17 protein-coding genes are annotated in these 14,934 nt (G+C 72.6%); 10 read left to right on the forward strand and 7 right to left on the reverse strand.

The genetic code is table 11. The features are described from left to right. Positions 1–592: nucleotidyltransferase family protein (locus ACLBYE_RS15060; RefSeq protein ID WP_447694784.1), on the forward strand; the 592-nt coding region annotated here is incomplete at its 5' end. On the opposite strand, the gene ACLBYE_RS15065 is transcribed toward ACLBYE_RS15060, so the two are convergent. Together ACLBYE_RS15065 and ACLBYE_RS15070 are read right to left on the reverse strand one after the other, a co-directional pair. After that, complete coding sequence (locus tag ACLBYE_RS15065) at positions 526–699, reverse strand: DUF2256 domain-containing protein (protein ID WP_170855278.1); 174 nt, start codon at positions 697–699, stop codon at positions 526–528. The genes ACLBYE_RS15060 and ACLBYE_RS15065 overlap by 67 nt on opposite strands. Positions 700–715: 16 nt before the next feature. After that, the gene (locus tag ACLBYE_RS15070; RefSeq protein ID WP_447694785.1) at positions 716–1,909 is read right to left on the reverse strand and encodes an OpgC family protein; all 1,194 of its coding nucleotides are present in this window, start codon (positions 1,907–1,909) and stop codon (positions 716–718) included. A gap of 287 nt (positions 1,910–2,196) precedes the next feature. Here ACLBYE_RS15070 and ACLBYE_RS15075 point away from each other — a divergent pair, with 287 nt between their 5' ends. Beyond that, positions 2,197–3,144 carry an NAD-dependent epimerase/dehydratase family protein gene (locus tag ACLBYE_RS15075; RefSeq protein WP_447694786.1) on the forward strand — a complete coding sequence of 316 codons (948 nt, stop codon included), beginning with the start codon at positions 2,197–2,199 and terminating at the stop codon, positions 3,142–3,144. Between the two features lie 87 nt (positions 3,145–3,231). Here the strand turns inward: ACLBYE_RS15075 and ettA are convergent, their stop codons facing one another. The 4 genes from ettA to ACLBYE_RS15095 all read right to left on the reverse strand — a co-directional run bounded on the left by ettA (position 3,232) and on the right by ACLBYE_RS15095 (position 6,537). Further along, a complete protein-coding gene (ettA, locus tag ACLBYE_RS15080) occupies positions 3,232–4,884 on the reverse strand; it encodes an energy-dependent translational throttle protein EttA (protein WP_447683940.1) in 1,653 nt (550 codons plus the stop codon). Between the two features lie 205 nt (positions 4,885–5,089). Further along, positions 5,090–5,425, reverse strand: a complete 336-nt coding sequence (locus tag ACLBYE_RS15085) for a hypothetical protein (RefSeq protein WP_447694787.1) — start codon at positions 5,423–5,425, stop codon at positions 5,090–5,092. A 9-nt stretch (positions 5,426–5,434) separates the two neighbouring features. Further along, positions 5,435–6,316, reverse strand: a complete 882-nt coding sequence (locus ACLBYE_RS15090) for a DNA/RNA non-specific endonuclease (protein ID WP_447694788.1) — start codon at positions 6,314–6,316, stop codon at positions 5,435–5,437. Further along, positions 6,316–6,537, reverse strand: coding sequence for a hypothetical protein (locus ACLBYE_RS15095; RefSeq protein WP_447694789.1), 222 nt, complete (start codon positions 6,535–6,537; stop codon positions 6,316–6,318). The genes ACLBYE_RS15090 and ACLBYE_RS15095 overlap by 1 nt, the downstream gene beginning before the upstream one ends. Positions 6,538–6,772: 235 nt before the next feature. On the opposite strand from ACLBYE_RS15095, the gene dxs reads away from it, so the two are divergent. The 8 genes from dxs (at position 6,773) to ACLBYE_RS15135 (ending at position 14,619) form a co-directional block, all read left to right on the forward strand. Further along, complete coding sequence (gene dxs, locus ACLBYE_RS15100) at positions 6,773–8,752, forward strand: 1-deoxy-D-xylulose-5-phosphate synthase (protein ID WP_447694790.1); 1,980 nt, start codon at positions 6,773–6,775, stop codon at positions 8,750–8,752. Positions 8,753–8,909: 157 nt separating this feature from the next. Further along, positions 8,910–9,659: a pyridoxine 5'-phosphate synthase gene (locus ACLBYE_RS15105; protein WP_447694791.1), complete on the forward strand. Its 750-nt coding sequence runs from the start codon at positions 8,910–8,912 to the stop codon at positions 9,657–9,659. Continuing rightward, a complete protein-coding gene (acpS, locus tag ACLBYE_RS15110) occupies positions 9,656–10,066 on the forward strand; it encodes a holo-ACP synthase (protein ID WP_020092967.1) in 411 nt (136 codons plus the stop codon). Before ACLBYE_RS15105 ends, acpS begins: the two co-directional genes overlap by 4 nt. 188 nt (positions 10,067–10,254) lie before the next feature. Further along, positions 10,255–11,040, forward strand: coding sequence for a signal peptidase I (gene lepB / locus ACLBYE_RS15115; protein WP_020092968.1), 786 nt, complete (start codon positions 10,255–10,257; stop codon positions 11,038–11,040). Then, entirely contained in the window at positions 11,037–11,816 is a 780-nt protein-coding gene (rnc, locus tag ACLBYE_RS15120; protein WP_447694792.1) for a ribonuclease III, read from the forward strand. The genes lepB and rnc overlap by 4 nt, the downstream gene beginning before the upstream one ends. After that, positions 11,813–12,811 carry a GTPase Era gene (era, locus tag ACLBYE_RS15125; protein WP_091978222.1) on the forward strand — a complete coding sequence of 333 codons (999 nt, stop codon included), beginning with the start codon at positions 11,813–11,815 and terminating at the stop codon, positions 12,809–12,811. Before rnc ends, era begins: the two co-directional genes overlap by 4 nt. Positions 12,812–12,959: 148 nt before the next feature. Continuing rightward, positions 12,960–13,865 (forward strand): class I SAM-dependent methyltransferase, encoded by a 906-nt coding sequence (locus ACLBYE_RS15130; protein WP_447694793.1) that lies wholly within the window; start codon positions 12,960–12,962, stop codon positions 13,863–13,865. Between the two features lie 13 nt (positions 13,866–13,878). Beyond that, a complete protein-coding gene (locus tag ACLBYE_RS15135) occupies positions 13,879–14,619 on the forward strand; it encodes a pseudouridine synthase (protein WP_447694794.1) in 741 nt (246 codons plus the stop codon). A 17-nt stretch (positions 14,620–14,636) separates the two neighbouring features. Here ACLBYE_RS15135 and ACLBYE_RS15140 read toward each other — a convergent pair whose 3' ends face one another. Continuing rightward, positions 14,637–14,894 (reverse strand): hypothetical protein, encoded by a 258-nt coding sequence (locus ACLBYE_RS15140; RefSeq protein ID WP_447694795.1) that lies wholly within the window; start codon positions 14,892–14,894, stop codon positions 14,637–14,639. Between the last annotated feature and the right edge of the window lie 40 nt (positions 14,895–14,934).

Genomic DNA, 14,934 nt, shown 5'->3' on the forward strand with positions numbered 1-14,934 from the left:
CGACTTGCCGCTGGTGCGCCACGCCGCGGAGGCGGCCCTCGGCGCCCGCCCCCGGCCGGTGGTCGCCGTGCTCGGCGCGCACGCGGCGGCGGTCCGCGACGCGCTGGCGGGGCTCGACCTCGTCCGCGTCGACAATCCGGACTACCGCTCCGGCCTCGCGAGCTCGCTGCGCGCCGGCCTCGCGGCGCTGCCCGCCGCCTGCACGGCCGCCATCGTCGTGCTGGGCGACATGCCGCGCGTCACCGCCGCGCATCTCGACCGCCTCGCCGAGGCCTTCGCGGAGGCCTCAGCGGGCGCCGGGGAGCCGCCGGCGGCCGTGGTGCCGGTGCAGGCCGGCCGGCGCGGGAACCCGGTGCTGCTCAACCTGCGCCGCCTCGGCCCGGACATCGCCCGCCTCGCCGGCGACCACGGCGCGGGGCCGCTCCTGAAGGGGCGGCCGGACGTGCTGGAGATCCCGGGCGACCCCGCGACCGCCCTCGACGTCGACACGCCGGACGCTCTGGCCGCGCTGGCCGCTTCGGGCGATCAGCGCCCCGCCGCGTCGCGCCCGCGCGCGGCCTTCGCCTCGGCCCGGCACCGGTCCGAGCAGTAGCGGACCTCGTCCCAGACGCGCTCCCACTTCTTGCGCCACGCGAACGGGCGGCCGCACTGGGCGCAGATCTTCTCCGGCAGATCGCCCTTGCGGCGCATCGGCGGCATCGCGGCTCCTCCCGGCCTATCCGGGCCGGCGCGCGTCGGGGCCGGTCCCGGCCGCCCGGCGCAGGCGCGCGTCCAGCGCGTGGGCGAGGCCGAGCATGACCGCGATCCCCCCGACATTGACCGCGACCTGCAGCGGCCAGGTGGGGTCGAAGGTCCGGTAGAGGATGCGGCCGATCAGCGCCGCCAGGCACCCGGCGGCGAAGATCTCCAGCGAGTGCCGCCCGCAGGCGTCGACGAGGCGCAGCCGCCGCCACCGGCTCGCGCGGGCCAGAGCGGGCGCGCTGAACAGCAGGTAGGCCAGCGCCAGCATGTTGATCAGGCGCAGGGGCGCGACGTGGCTCTTGTCGGGCGGCCCGATCGCCAGGGGCCTGAGGTCCGGAAGCCCCCACTCCGCCCAGGACCCGCCCTGCAGGAACGCGAAGACGAGGTAGGCCGCGGCCGCCGCCACGGCCCAGCCGCGCCGCGGCAGCAGACCGTCATGGGCGCGGACCGTGACCGCGAGCGCCGCGCCGATCACGAACAGGAACTGCCACGCGAAGGGGTTGAAGTACCACCCGTCGTCCACCGCCGCGGCGTTCGGGAGGTTCAGCTGGTGATCGACGTTGGCGGCGAGCCAGAGGGCACCCGACAGGCCCAGCACGCCCAAGATCCCGCGCCGCATCCCGAGATAGATCAGCGGGAACAGCGCCAGCAGCAGGATGTAGAGCGGCAGGATGTCGAGGTAGTTCGGCAGCGCGTTCAGCGCGAGGCCGCGCAGCAGGCCCGGCAGGAGACCCATCTGCAGCAGCGGCGCGACGCCGAATCGCAGCGTCAGGCCGGTCAGGTCCATCCAGATCCGCACGATGACCAGGGTCGCGAGCAGCAGCCCGGCCTGGAACAGGTAGATGCGCAGGCAGCGCTTGGCGATGCGCGCGAGCGCCGTCCGGATCCCGGCGCGCCGGAATAGCCCGCCGTAGGCGATCATCGACGAGTAGCCGGCCAGCAGCACGAAGATCTCGGCGGCGTCCGAGAACCCGAAATTGTGCAGTGTCAGCAGGGCCGGTGCGTTGCGCGGGATGTGGTCGATGAAGATCGTCAGGAGCGCGAGGCCGCGCACCACGTCGACCCGCGCGTCGCGCGCGGGCTTCGCCGGCCGTGCCTCCGCGGGCGGTGGGGGGAGCGCCCGCGGTTCCGCGGCGCCGGGCCGTTCGAGATCGTCGAGGCGCGTCACTCAGCCCATCACCGTGGCGCTCTCCGTCCGGACGCGGAGCGGCCGGGGCCGCGGTGCAACCATAGCGCGCCGGCCGCCCGAGGCCCCGCCGATCACGCGCCTTTGTTCGGATGTGCACAACGGCGGGGTCGCACCGATGATCCGCCCGCCGCGGCGGCCGTTGGCCGCGCCGCCCCCTCGCGTCGCGGCGGGGCACGGTATAGACGCGGCCGACGATCCCGCTTCCCGGCGCCCGCGCCGGCACGGGGCGCGTCGCTGGGTTCGTGGCAGGGTTGAGGGCAAGGGGCATGCGCGTCCTCGTCACCGGAGCGGGAGATTATCTCGGCCGCCGCCTGCTCGAGGCGCTGCGTCGGGACCTGCCGCCGGGCAGCCCCATCCTCGGCCTCGACAGGAGCCCGCCACCGCCCCTCGACGGCGTGACGCTGAGGGCCGTGGACCCGTTCGACGCGCGCGACCTCGCCGAGACGGTCGCGGCCTTCGATCCGACCTGCGTGTTCCACCTCGCGGCGCTGGCCTCGGTGGCGCAGTCGAGCGAGACGCCGTCCTACGCCTGGCGGGCGGAACTGCTCGGCACCCTCAACCTCGCCGAGGCGGTGGCGCGGACCCGCGCGGCGCTGGTCTTCCTCAGCTCCACGGTCGTCTACGGCGAGGTGTTCCGCGCCTGCCCGCGCCCGGACGAGAGCGTCACGCCGCGCCCCGACACGATCTCGGGCCGGACCAAGAACGCCTGCGAGTACATCCTCCGCGACGTGCTGGCGAATGCCCGGATCAAGCATCTCGTGCTGCGGCCGTCGAACTACATCGGGGCCGGGCAGAGCGAGACCTTCGTGGTCGCCTCCTTCGCCGGTCAGATCGCCCGCATCGAGCGGGGGCTGGCGCCGCCGAGCCTGGAGGTCGGCGACCTCTCGGCGGGGCGCGATTTCTTCGACGTGGCCGACTTCACCGCGGCGTGCCTGCGCGTGATCGCCCGGATCGACGACCTGCCGGACGGCGGCATCTTCAACGTGGGATCGGGGGTCGTCACACCGGTTTCCGACATCCTGGAGACGCTGCGCGGCCTGACGGAGGCGCGGTTCGACCTGCGCGTCGCGCCCGGCCGGGTCCGCCCGGCGGGCGTGCGCAGCGAGGGCTGCGACCCCGCGGCCTTCGGGACCGCCACCGGATGGGCCCCGACCATCCCGCTCGCGCGGAGCCTGGCGACGATCCTGGCGGAGGCACGGGCGCGCCTCGGCTGATCCGTCACCGGGCAGAGGTGACGGCAACGCCCTCGGACGGGCGCGCGGCTCCGGAACGCCGGCGGCGCTCCGGAGCGGCGACCGGTCTCAGCGCGAGAAGCGCTTGTACTTGATCTTCTTCGGCATGATCGAATCCGCCCCGAGCCGGCGCACCTTGTCGGCCTCGTAGTCGGAGAAGTTGCCCTCGAACCACTCCACGTGGCTGTCGCCCTCGAAGGCCAGGATGTGCGTGGCGATGCGGTTCAGGAACCAGCGATCGTGGCTGATGATGACCGCGCAGCCGGCGTAGTCCTCCAGCGCGTCCTCCAGGGCGCGCAGGGTCTCCATGTCGAGGTCGTTGGTCGGCTCGTCGAGGAGCAGCACGTTGGCGCCGCCCTTCAGGGTCCGGGCGAGGTGCACCCGGTTGCGCTCGCCGCCCGAGAGGGTGCCGACCTTCTTCTGCTGGTCGGGTCCCTTGAAGGCGAAGGCCGCGCAGTAGGCGCGGGAGTTGATCTCGCGCTTGTTGAAATAGATGATGTCGTTGCCGCCCGAGACCTCCTGCCAGACCGTGGCGTTCGGGTCGAGGGCGTCGCGCGACTGGTCGACGTAGCCGAGCTTCACGGTCTCGCCGACCTCGATCTTGCCGTTGTCGGGCTTCTCCTGGCCGGTGATCATCTTGAACAGCGTGGTCTTGCCGGCCCCGTTCGGGCCGATCACCCCGACGATGCCGCCCGGGGGCAGCTTGAACGACAGGTCCTCGATCAGCAGCCGGTCGCCGAACGCCTTGCTCAGGTGCTCGAACTCGATGACGTTGTTGCCGAGCCGCTCGTCGATCGGGATGACGATCTGCGCGGCGGCGTCGACCTTGTTGTTCTGCTTGGCGACCAGCTCCTCGTAGCGGGTGATGCGGGCCTTCGACTTGGACTGGCGCGCCTTCGGCGAGGCGGCGATCCACTCCTGCTCGCGGGCGATGGAGCGCTGCCGCGCCATGTCCTCGCGGCCCTCCTGCTCCAGGCGCTTCTGCTTCTGGACCAGCCACGCCGAGTAGTTGCCCTCGTACGGGATGCCCTTGCCGCGATCGAGCTCCAGGATCCAGCTCGTGACGTTGTCGAGGAAGTAGCGGTCGTGGGTCACGATCAGGATCGCGCCCGGGTACTGGCGCAGGTGGCCCTCCAGCCAGTTCACCGTCTCGGCGTCGAGGTGGTTGGTCGGCTCGTCGAGCAGCAGCAGCTCCGGCTCCCACAGGAGCAGGCGGCAGAGCGCGATGCGGCGGCGCTCGCCGCCCGACAGGGTGGCGACCGGCTGCTCGTCGCTCGGGCAGCCCAGGGCCTCCATGGCCTGGTCGACCTTCGAGTCGAGTTCCCAGAGACCCAGCGACTCGATCCGGTCCTGGAGCTCGGTCATCTCGTCGGCGGTCTCCTCCGAGTAGTTCATGGCGAGCTCGTTGTAGCGGTCGAGCATGGCCTGCTTCTCGGCGACGCCCTCCATCACGTTCTCGCGGACGGTCTTGTTGGGGTCGAGCTGGGGCTCCTGCGGCAGGTAGCCGACGCGCGCGCCCTGGGCGACCCAGCCGTCGCCGGTGAACTCCTTGTCGATGCCCGCCATGATCTTCAGCAGGGTCGACTTGCCGGCGCCGTTGATGCCCAGCACGCCGATCTTGGCGTCCGGGTAGAAGGACAGGTTGACGCTATCCAGAACCTTCTTGCCGCCGGTATAGGCCTTGGTCAGGCCCCGCATGTGGTAGATGAATTCGCGAGCCATCGCGGATCGTCCTCGGCGCGTTGTTCGGGACCGCGCGGATCGTGCCAGCGGCACGGGTCAGGCACCGGGCCTCAGCACCCGTCCTGGACGCGCGTCCCTACGATATAGGAATGACCCTGTCGGAGTATCAGGCCCGCCGGGACGCGGCAAGGACGCGGCAAGGACGGGGCAAGGACGGGCCGGGCGCCGGCGGGCGCCGGAACGCTCACGCGAAGGGGTTCTTGACCGTTCCCGGCGGCGCGTCCGGCACCTCCGCCACCGCGTCCGGCAGGTCGGACGCCTCCAGGGCCTTCACGATCGCGTCCAGCGTCTCCTGGAGCAGCCTGGCCTGCTCCAGGCCGGTCCGGTCGCGGGTCAGGTCGAGGGACCCGTGCAGGGCGATCCGGTCCCTGCCGTTCTCGAAGCTCAGGGCGCCGACGGAGCGCACGCCGGAATCGTCGGCGAACGGCGCGAAGCTCCGGGGGGCCGGGTTCTCGCTGTCGGGGCTCTCGCTGTCCGGGCTCCCCCTCTTGGGCCGGGCGCGTCGCTTGTCCTCGGGCATCGGGTCCTCTCAGAAGAACGTGCGCAGGAAGTCGCGGACGAGCTTGCGCAGGGCGCGGGTAAGTTCGCGCTCGAGCCAGTCCTGCCAGCTCTGCTCGTGCCGGGGCCGGCGCTCCTCCGCGCGGGCGGAGGTCTGGGGATCCGGCAGGCCCATCGCGGTCGCCCGGGCCGCGGGCGGCAGGCCGGGAAAGACGTCGATGCCGGCTTCCTGGCGGAGATCGTCGATCGACAGGGCGCGCCAGTCCTTCGAATCGTCGTTCCGGGCGAGGTAGGCGCCCGCCTCGCCGCGCGACGGGTCGTACACGGCCTTGAACAGCTGCGTCGGGACGAGCACGCCGCCCTTGATCTGCTGCACCGCGTCGCCCGCGAAGATCACTCCGGTGACGACGAACAGCGCGCCCCGGCGGGTGGCCAGGCGCCGGGTGCTCTCCTCGATATCCGCCCAGAGCCCCCGGTTCAGGACGCGGTTCTGCGGCACGATGTTGGCGAGGCTGAACGACTCGGCCTGGGCGGCGAGCGTCGGCATGTCCCCGGCCGGCGCGAGATGGCCCCGGTCGAACCCGCTGCGGACGTAATCCTCCAGCGCGGCGCGCTGATCCTCCGGCAGGCGCGTCTCCTCGTGGAAAGAATCGTCGCGGGCCACCGCCCGGGCCGCCGCGACGCTGGCGCGGGTGAGGTGCTCGGCGGCGTAGAGCGGCGTGCGCGTCACGCCCGAATGCAGGACCGCGAAGGCCTCGAAGCACAGCGGGACCGCGCGGACGGCGAGCTTCGGATTCGTGAGGATGGGCGTCTGCCCGTCGGCGAACAGGGCCGGACAGGCATCCTGGGCGCGGACCGGGGGCGCGCCCAGCGCGAGGGTCAGGACCGCGGCGGCGAGCGTCGGTGCCCGCATCACCAGCAGACGCGGACCCGGCGGACGCTCTCCGGGGTCGGGCGGTCCCGCCACGCGCAGGGCCGGCCGAGGCTGTTGCTGAACGGGCGGGCATCGCGATCGGGGGCGCCCGGCGCGACCCGCGCCGGGCAGTCGCCGAGGAAGTTGCAGAGGAAGTCGAGATTGCCGTCCGGCGGCCGCGGCTGAGCGTAAGCTTGGCCGTGACCCGTAATCGCGAACATGAGCAGGATTGTGCACAGACGAGCCGGATTCAAAGGCGAACCTCTTGTGGCGTTAAGGGCACGTGACTGAAAAAAACGCCGGCCCGACATTGATCGCGCCGCCGATCGTCCGTAACTGGCACTATCATGACAGCGACGGACGGGCGGGTTCTAGCATGAACGCGTGTCCCCGGGCTGCTGGCGTCGCGGTTGCCGAGGGCCCGTGACGGAGCCGTCGCCATACTCGAACGAACGGATGCGAGCATTGGCACTCTCCCCTGAGCAATCGGCGTTGCTGGACCGCGTTCCGTCTCCTTCGGCGCTGCGGCGTCTTCCGGAGTCGGAGCTGCAGGCGGTGGCCGACGCGGTGCGCGCCGAGATGATCGACGCGGTCTCGATCACCGGCGGCCATCTCGGCTCGGGGCTCGGCGTGGTCGAGCTGACCGTGGCGCTCCACCACGTGTTCGACACCCCCGACGACCGCATCGTCTGGGACGTCGGCCACCAGTGCTACCCCCACAAGATCCTCACCGAGCGCCGCGACCGCATCCGCACGCTGCGCCAGGGCGGCGGCCTGTCCGGCTTCACCAAGCGGAGCGAGAGCGTCTACGACCCCTTCGGCGCCGCCCACTCCTCCACGTCGATCTCTGCCGCGCTCGGCATGGCCGTCGCCCGCGACCTCGACAACGCCGCCGCCAAGGCGAAGAACCGCCCGCTCAAGCGCCGCAACGCCATCGCGGTCATCGGCGACGGCTCGATGTCGGCCGGCATGGCCTACGAGGCCCTCAACAATGCCGGCGCCCTGCACTCGCGCCTGATCGTCATCCTCAACGACAACGACATGTCGATCGCGCCCCCCGTGGGCGCCATGTCGGCCTACCTCGCCCGCCTGGCGTCCGGCGGCGCCTACCAGTCCCTGCGCGAGACCGCCAAGCAGCTCGGCAAGCTCCTGCCCAAGGCGCTCTACCAGCGCGCCGCCGCGGCCGAGGAATACGCCCGCTCGCTCGTGGTCGGCGGCGGCACCATGTTCGAGGAGATGGGCTTCCACTACGTCGGCCCGGTCGACGGGCACAACCTCGACCACCTGCTGCCGGTGCTCAAGAACGTCCGCGACGCCGAGCACGGCCCGATCCTGCTCCACGTCGTCACCCAGAAGGGCAAGGGCTACGCGCCCGCCGAGGCCTCGGCCGACCGCTACCACGGCGTGGTCAAGTTCGACGTGGTCTCGGGCGTCCAGGCCAAGGCCAAGCCGAACGCGCCGGCCTACACGCGGGTGTTCGGCGAGAGCCTGATCAAGGCGGCCGACGCCGACGACAAGGTCGTGGCGATCACCGCGGCGATGCCCGGCGGCACCGGCATTGACCTGTTCGGCAAGGCGCACCCGGACAAGACCTTCGACGTCGGCATCGCCGAGCAGCACGCGGTGACGTTCGCGGGCGGTCTGGCGACCGAGGGCTACCGGCCGTTCGTGGCGATCTACTCGACCTTCCTGCAGCGGGCCTACGATCAGGTGGTGCACGACGTGGCGCTGCAGAACCTGCCGGTGCGGTTCTGCCTGGACCGGGCGGGCCTGGTCGGCGCCGACGGGGCGACGCACGCGGGCGCGTTCGACCTCGCCTACCTGTGCTGCCTGCCGAACATGACCGTGATGGCGGCGGCCGACGAGGCCGAGCTGGTGCACATGGTGGCGACCGCCCACGCGCACGACACGGGCCCGATCGCGCTGCGCTACCCGCGCGGCGAGGGGGTGGGCGTCGAGCTTCCGGAGCGGGGCGAGGCGCTGGCGATCGGCAAGGGCCGGGTGGTGCGGCGGGACGCGGAGGCGCGTGTGGCGCTGCTGTCGCTCGGCACGCGCCTGGCGGAGGCCCTGAAGGCGGCCGACACGCTGGCCGAGCAGGGCGTGGCGGTGACGGTGGCGGACGCGCGGTTCGCCAAGCCGCTGGACGAGGCGCTGATCCTGGACCTGGCGCGCGAGCACGAGGTTCTGATCACGGTCGAGGAGGGCTCGCGGGGCGGGTTCGGCGCGATGGTGCTGCACCTGCTGGCGGAGCGGGGCGCGCTGGACGCGGGCGGGGTGCGGGTGCGGACGATGACGCTGCCGGACGCCTACCAGGACCACGACAGCCCGGAGAAGATGTACGCCGAGGCCGGCCTCGACGCCAAGACCATCGTCAAGACCGCCCTCGACACCCTGCCCGAGCGGAAGGACAGCCGGTCGCGCCTGCGGCTCGCCTGACCGGGCGGGCCGGCCGCCGGAGCCCGCCCCGGGCCCCGGCCGTCTTGCCGGCGCGCGCGATCCTCCGCATATCGCCGGCACGGGGTGAGGGCGCGCGGCGCCCTCCGGCCCCCCGGTGAGCCTGTCGCACCGCGCCGACACGGGGACGAGCGAGCGGATGACCTCCGAGAAACTGCGCCTGGGCGTCAACATCGATCACGTCGCGACCGTCCGCAACGCCCGCGGCGGCGACTATCCGGACCCGGTGCGGGCGGCCCTGCTCGCCGTCGAGGCGGGCGCCGACGGCATCACCGCGCATCTCCGCGAGGACCGGCGCCACATCCGCGACACCGACATCGCGGCGCTCAAGCGCGGCCTGTCCGTGCCGCTCAACTTCGAGATGGCCGCCACCGACGAGATGGTGGCGATCGCGCTCGACACCCGCCCGCACGCCGCCTGCCTCGTCCCGGAGAAGCGCGAGGAGCGCACCACCGAGGGCGGCCTCGACATCGTCGGCGGCCGCGCGCACCTCGCGCCGCGCATCCAGGCCCTCGCGGAGGCCGGCATCCGCGTCTCGCTGTTCGTCGAGCCCGAGCCCGCCGTCATGGACGCCGCCCGCGCCCTCGGGGCGCCCGTCGTCGAGCTGCACACCGGCAGCTACTGCGAGGCGGCGCTGGAGGACGACGACGCCCGGACCGCGCGCGAGCTCGCCCGCATCCGGCGCGCGGCGGAGCACGGGGCCGGCCTCGGCCTCGAGATCCACGCGGGCCACGGGCTCACCCTCGGCAGCGTCGGCCCGGTGGCCGCCCTGCCGCAGATCCGGGAGCTGAACATCGGCCATTCCCTGATCGCCGACGCGATCTTCGTGGGGCTCGACCGGGCGGTGCGCGACATGCGGGCCGCCATGGACCGGGCGCGGCGCCCATGATCGTCGGGATCGGCTCGGATCTCTGCGACATCCGCCGGATCGCCCGGACCCTGGAGCGGCACGGCGAGCGCTTCACCCACCGGGTCTTCACCGACGGGGAGCGCGCCCGCTGCGACCGGCGGGCCGCCCGCGCCGAGGGCTACGCCCGCCGCTTCGCCGCCAAGGAGGCCTGCGCCAAGGCCCTCGGCACCGGCCTCAGCGCCGGCGTGTTCTGGCGCGACATGGAGGTGGTGAACCTGCCCTCCGGGCAGCCGACCCTGCGGCTCGCGGGCGGCGCGGCCGAGCGGCTCGCGGAACTCCTGCCGGCGGGGCACGCGGCGCGGCTCCACGTGAGCCTCACGGACGATCCGCCGATGGCGCAAGCCTTCGTGATCATTGAGGCCTTGCCGGTCCCTGTCGCCGGTTGAGGCCGCCGTCGCGGATTAGCCAGCGGCGGTCGCGCGTTGCGGGGGGCTCGCGCATGGTCTAGACCGCCGGACACGGCGGACACGATTGCGGCGCATTCCTCGGGACAACCGCACATCAGGCCGCGCGCGGCGGGGCCGCGCCCCGCGGGTCGCGGGCGTCGCACCTCAATCGAAGACGGAACGCGCGCGTGGATTACGACGGCAAGCCGCTCAGGAAACCTGCCGACACCGGCACCTGGGCCAGCATCCGCGAGACGCTGAAGGTCGGCATCCAGGCGCTGCTGATCGCCCTCGTGGTGCGGACCCTGCTGTTCCAGCCGTTCAACATCCCGTCCGGCTCGCTGGTGCCGACCCTGCTGATCGGTGACTACCTGTTTGTGTCAAAATATTCTTACGGCTATTCCAAGTACTCGCTGCCACTCTCGGAGTACATCCCGATCCAGGCCGACGGCCGGATCTGGGGTGCGGACCCGAAGCGCGGCGACATCGCGGTGTTCAAGCTGCCCAAGGACAACTCGACCGACTACATCAAGCGCGTGATCGGCCTGCCGGGCGACAAGATCCAGATGATCGACGGCGTGCTCAACATCAACGGCAAGGCGGTCAAGCGCGAGCGGATCGCCGACTACGAGACCACCGATCCCTACGGCCAGCCGACCAAGGTGCCCCAGTACCTGGAGACCCTGCCGAACGGCGTGGTCCACCGGGTGATCGAGCGCGACGGCGACAACGGGTTCTGGGACAAGACCGAGCTGTACACGGTCCCGCCCGGTCACTTTTTCATGATGGGCGACAACCGCGACAACTCCACCGATTCGCGCGATCTCGCCAATGTCGGCTACGTGCCGTTCGCCAACCTGGTCGGGCGCGCCGAGATGATCTTCTTCTCGATCGACGAGGGCACGCCGGCCTGGCAGGTCTGGAACTGGCCGGCCCACGTGCGCTGGTCGCGCCTGTTCACGACGATCCATTGACCGGCCCGGACTTGGACGACGCCGCGCAGCCCCGGGCCAACGCCCGATCCCGGAGGGCCCACAAGCCGCGCCCGCCCCTGACCGCGCTCGAGGAGCGGATCGGCCACAGCTTCGGCGATCAGGACCTCCTCACCCGCGCGCTGACCCACACCAGCAAGGCGAGCGGCCGGGGCGGCAGCTACCAGCGCCTCGAATTCCTCGGCGACCGCGTGCTCGGGCTCGCGGTCGCCGACCGCCTCTACGGCGCCTTCCCGGAGGCCGACGAGGGCGACCTCTCCCGGCGCCTGGCCGCCCTGGTCCGGCGCGAGACCTGCGCGGCCGTGGCCGCCTCCTGGGAGGTCGGCCCGCACCTGATCCTCGGCCAGGGCGAGGTCATGGGCGGCGGCCGGCGCAACCAGACGATCCTCGCCGATGTCTGCGAGGCGATCCTGGGGGCGATCTACCTCGATGCCGGGTTCGACGCCGCCCGGGCGGTGGTCGAGGCGCACTTCCGTCCCGGCGAGCCGACCGCGGCGGCGCGGGGCCGCGACGCCAAATCCGCCCTTCAGGAATGGGCCATGGGCCGCAGCCTGCCGATCCCCACCTATGAGGTGGTGGAGCGCACCGGTCCCGACCACGCCCCCCGGTTCCGCATCGCCGTGCAGGTCGAGGGCCTGGAGCCCGGTCTCGGTGACGGCACGTCGAAGCGGATCGCCGAGCAGGCCGCCGCGCGGGCGCTGATGGAGCGGGAGGGAATCGGGGCCTCCGCGGACGCGGAACCGACGGAGTCAGCATGAGCGCGCACGAGCAGGACGATCACGACGCGCAGGACGGGCCCGGCATCGCGCCGGCCCGGGATCCCGCGCGCGACCCGTCCACCCTTCCCGGCACGCCCGCCGACGCCCGGGCCGGCTTCGTCGCGCTGATCGGCGTGCCGAATGCCGGCAAGTCGACCCTGCTCAACAACCTCGTCGGCACCAAGGTCTCGATCGTCTCCCGCAAGGTGCAGACGACCCGGGCCCTGGTGCGGGGCATCCTCATCGAGGGCTCGGCCCAGGTCGTGCTGGTCGACACCCCCGGCATCTTCGCGCCCAAGCGCCGCCTCGACCGCGCGATGGTCCACTCGGCCTGGAGCGGCGCCGCCGACGCCGACGCCGTCTGCCTGCTGGTCGACGCGCGCAAGGGTGTCGACGCGGAAGTCGAGGCGGTGCTCGGCCGGCTCGGCGAGGTGAGGCGCGAGAAGCTGCTGATCCTCAACAAGATCGACCTGATCCCGCGCGAGCGGCTGCTCGATCTCGCCGCCAAGCTCAACGCCGCCGCGCCCTTCGCCGAGACCTTCATGATCTCGGCGCTCAACGGCGACGGCGTCGCCGACCTGCGCCGGGCGCTGGCCGCCCGCATGCCAGCGGGCCCGTGGCTTTACCCGGAGGATCAGGTCTCGGACGCGCCCCTGCGCATGCTCGCCGCCGAGATCACCCGGGAGAAGATCTACGACCGGCTGCACGAGGAACTGCCCTACCGCTCCACGGTGGAGACCGACCAGTGGCAGATCCGACCCGACGGCTCGGTGCGGATCGAGCAGACGATCTTCGTCGAGCGGGAGAGCCAGCGCTCGATCGTGCTCGGCAAGGGCGGCCAGACCATCCGGTCCATCGGGCAGGCGGCCCGGATCGAGATCGCCGAGGCGGCCGACGCCAAGGTCCACCTGTTCCTGCACGTGAAGGTGCGGGAGAACTGGGCCGACGACCCGGCCCGCTACCGCGAGATGGGCCTGGAATTTCCGCGGGGCTGACGCGCCGGGCCGCGCGGGAGGCTGGGCTTCGCGGCCGGTTCCGGTATAAACGCGGTGTTCCCCCGGATGAATCGAGTCGGGCGCGGGTTTACCCCGCTCCGCCGCGGATTCGCGTTCCGGTTTCGGCACTCCAAATCCCGAATCGTCTATGCGCCACGCCGTCTACGGCCTGCCGCCTTTGGACCTCGCCGAGGTCCCGGGCGACGCCGTCCAGCTCTCCCCGTTGATCCCCGGCGCCGCGCGGCTCGAGGATCTGTCCGAGAACAGCCTCGATTCGGCCACCGTGCTGGCGCCGCCCGGGACGGTCGAGCGGCGCTACGTGCTGGCCCAGGTGCTGCGCGCCCTCGGGCCGGGCGGCCGCATGGTCGCCCTGGCGCCCAAGGACCGCGGCGGCACACGCCTCGCCAAGGAGCTGACGACCTTCGGCTGCGCGGCCGCGGACCAGCCGCGCCGGCACCACAGGATCTGCACGGCGGAGCGGCCGACGGCGCCGGCCGGCCTCGCCGAGGCGATCGACGAGGGCGGCCCGCGCCACGTCGACAACCTCGCCCTGTGCACGCAGCCCGGCATCTTCTCGTGGGACCGGCTCGATCCGGGCACGGCGCTGCTGCTCGCGAACCTCCCGGCCCTCAAGGGCCGCGGCGCCGATTTCGGCTGCGGGCTCGGGATCCTCTCGCGGGCCGTCCTGGGCTCCGAGGCCGTGACCGCCCTGACCCTGCTGGAGATCGATCGGCGCGCCGTCGAGATGGCGCGCCGCAACGTCGCCGACCCGCGGGCAACGATCCTCTGGGCGGATATCCGGGCGTCCGGCGCCGTGCCGGACCACCTCGATTTCGTCGTCACGAACCCGCCGTTCCACGAGGGCGGGAGCGAGGATCAGGCGCTCGGCCGGGCGTTCATCGCGCGGGCCGCCGAGACCCTGCGGCCCGGGGGCGCGCTGTGGCTCGTGGCCAACGCGCACTTGCCCTACGAGGCGAGCCTGCGCGAGGCGTTCCGGCACGTCGCGGTGGCCGTCCAGGCGAACGGCTACCGGGTCTACGAGGCCCGCCGGTGAGCGCGCCGCGTCCATGAGCGCGGCGAGATCCGTCCGCCTGGACAAGCTCCTCGCCAATCTCGGCTACGGCTCGCGCCGCGAGATCCAGGCGCTCGCCCGGGCCGGCGCGATCCGCCTCGACGGCGCGGAGCTCGCGGATGCCGGCGACCGGATCGCCCTCGCGCCGGACCTGCCGGAGCGCCTCACGATCGACGGCGAGGCTCTGGACCCGCTCCCCGGCCTGTGCCTGATGCTGCACAAGCCGCTGGGCGTCACCTGCTCGCACAAGGAGGCGGGCCCGCTGGTCTACGGGCTGCTCCCCGAGCGCTGGCGCCGCCGCGACCCGCCGCTCTCCACGGTCGGGCGCCTCGACAAGGAGACCTCGGGCCTGCTGCTGCTGACCGACGACGGGGCGCTCCTGCACCGGATCATCAGCCCGAAGGCCCAGGTGGCGAAGCGCTACCGCGTGACCCTCGACCGGCCGCTGACCGGCCGCGAGGCGGAGGTGTTCGCCGCGGGCACGCTCGTGCTGGAAGGCGAGGAGCGCCCGCTCCTGCCGGTGCGGCTCGACGTCGAGGATGCCACGCGCTGCGCGGTGACGCTGACGGAGGGCCGCTACCACCAGGTCCGCCGGATGTTCGCCGCCGTCGGCAACCACGTCGCGGCGCTGCACCGGGACCGGGTCGGCGGCCTCGCTCTACCGGCGGACCTGCCGGCGGGCGCGCACCGGGTGATGACGGCCGAGGACGTGGCGGCGGTGTTCGCGGGCGGGTGATCCGGGCTGCGCGCCTGTCAGTGCAGCGCCCGGGCGAGGGCGACGACCGCGCCGATGACAGCGAGTGGCTGGAAGCCGATCAGGCCCGCCACCCAGCGCACGATCTCGGACCGCGTATCCGCCAGCTCGGCGCGCAGATCCGCCTTCGTGACGAGATCGCCTTGCAACGCTTCCGCCATGGCATCGGCCAAGCCCTCCGCCTGTTCCGGGGAGAGCTCGGCCTGCTCCCGGAGGGTCCGGGCGAATGTCAGGGTGTCGAACGCGACCGCCGCCATGGTCCGAAGTCTCGCGCGGCGAGCCCGCGTGTCGCAAGCG

The organism is Methylobacterium sp. A52T (genome assembly GCF_053346095.1).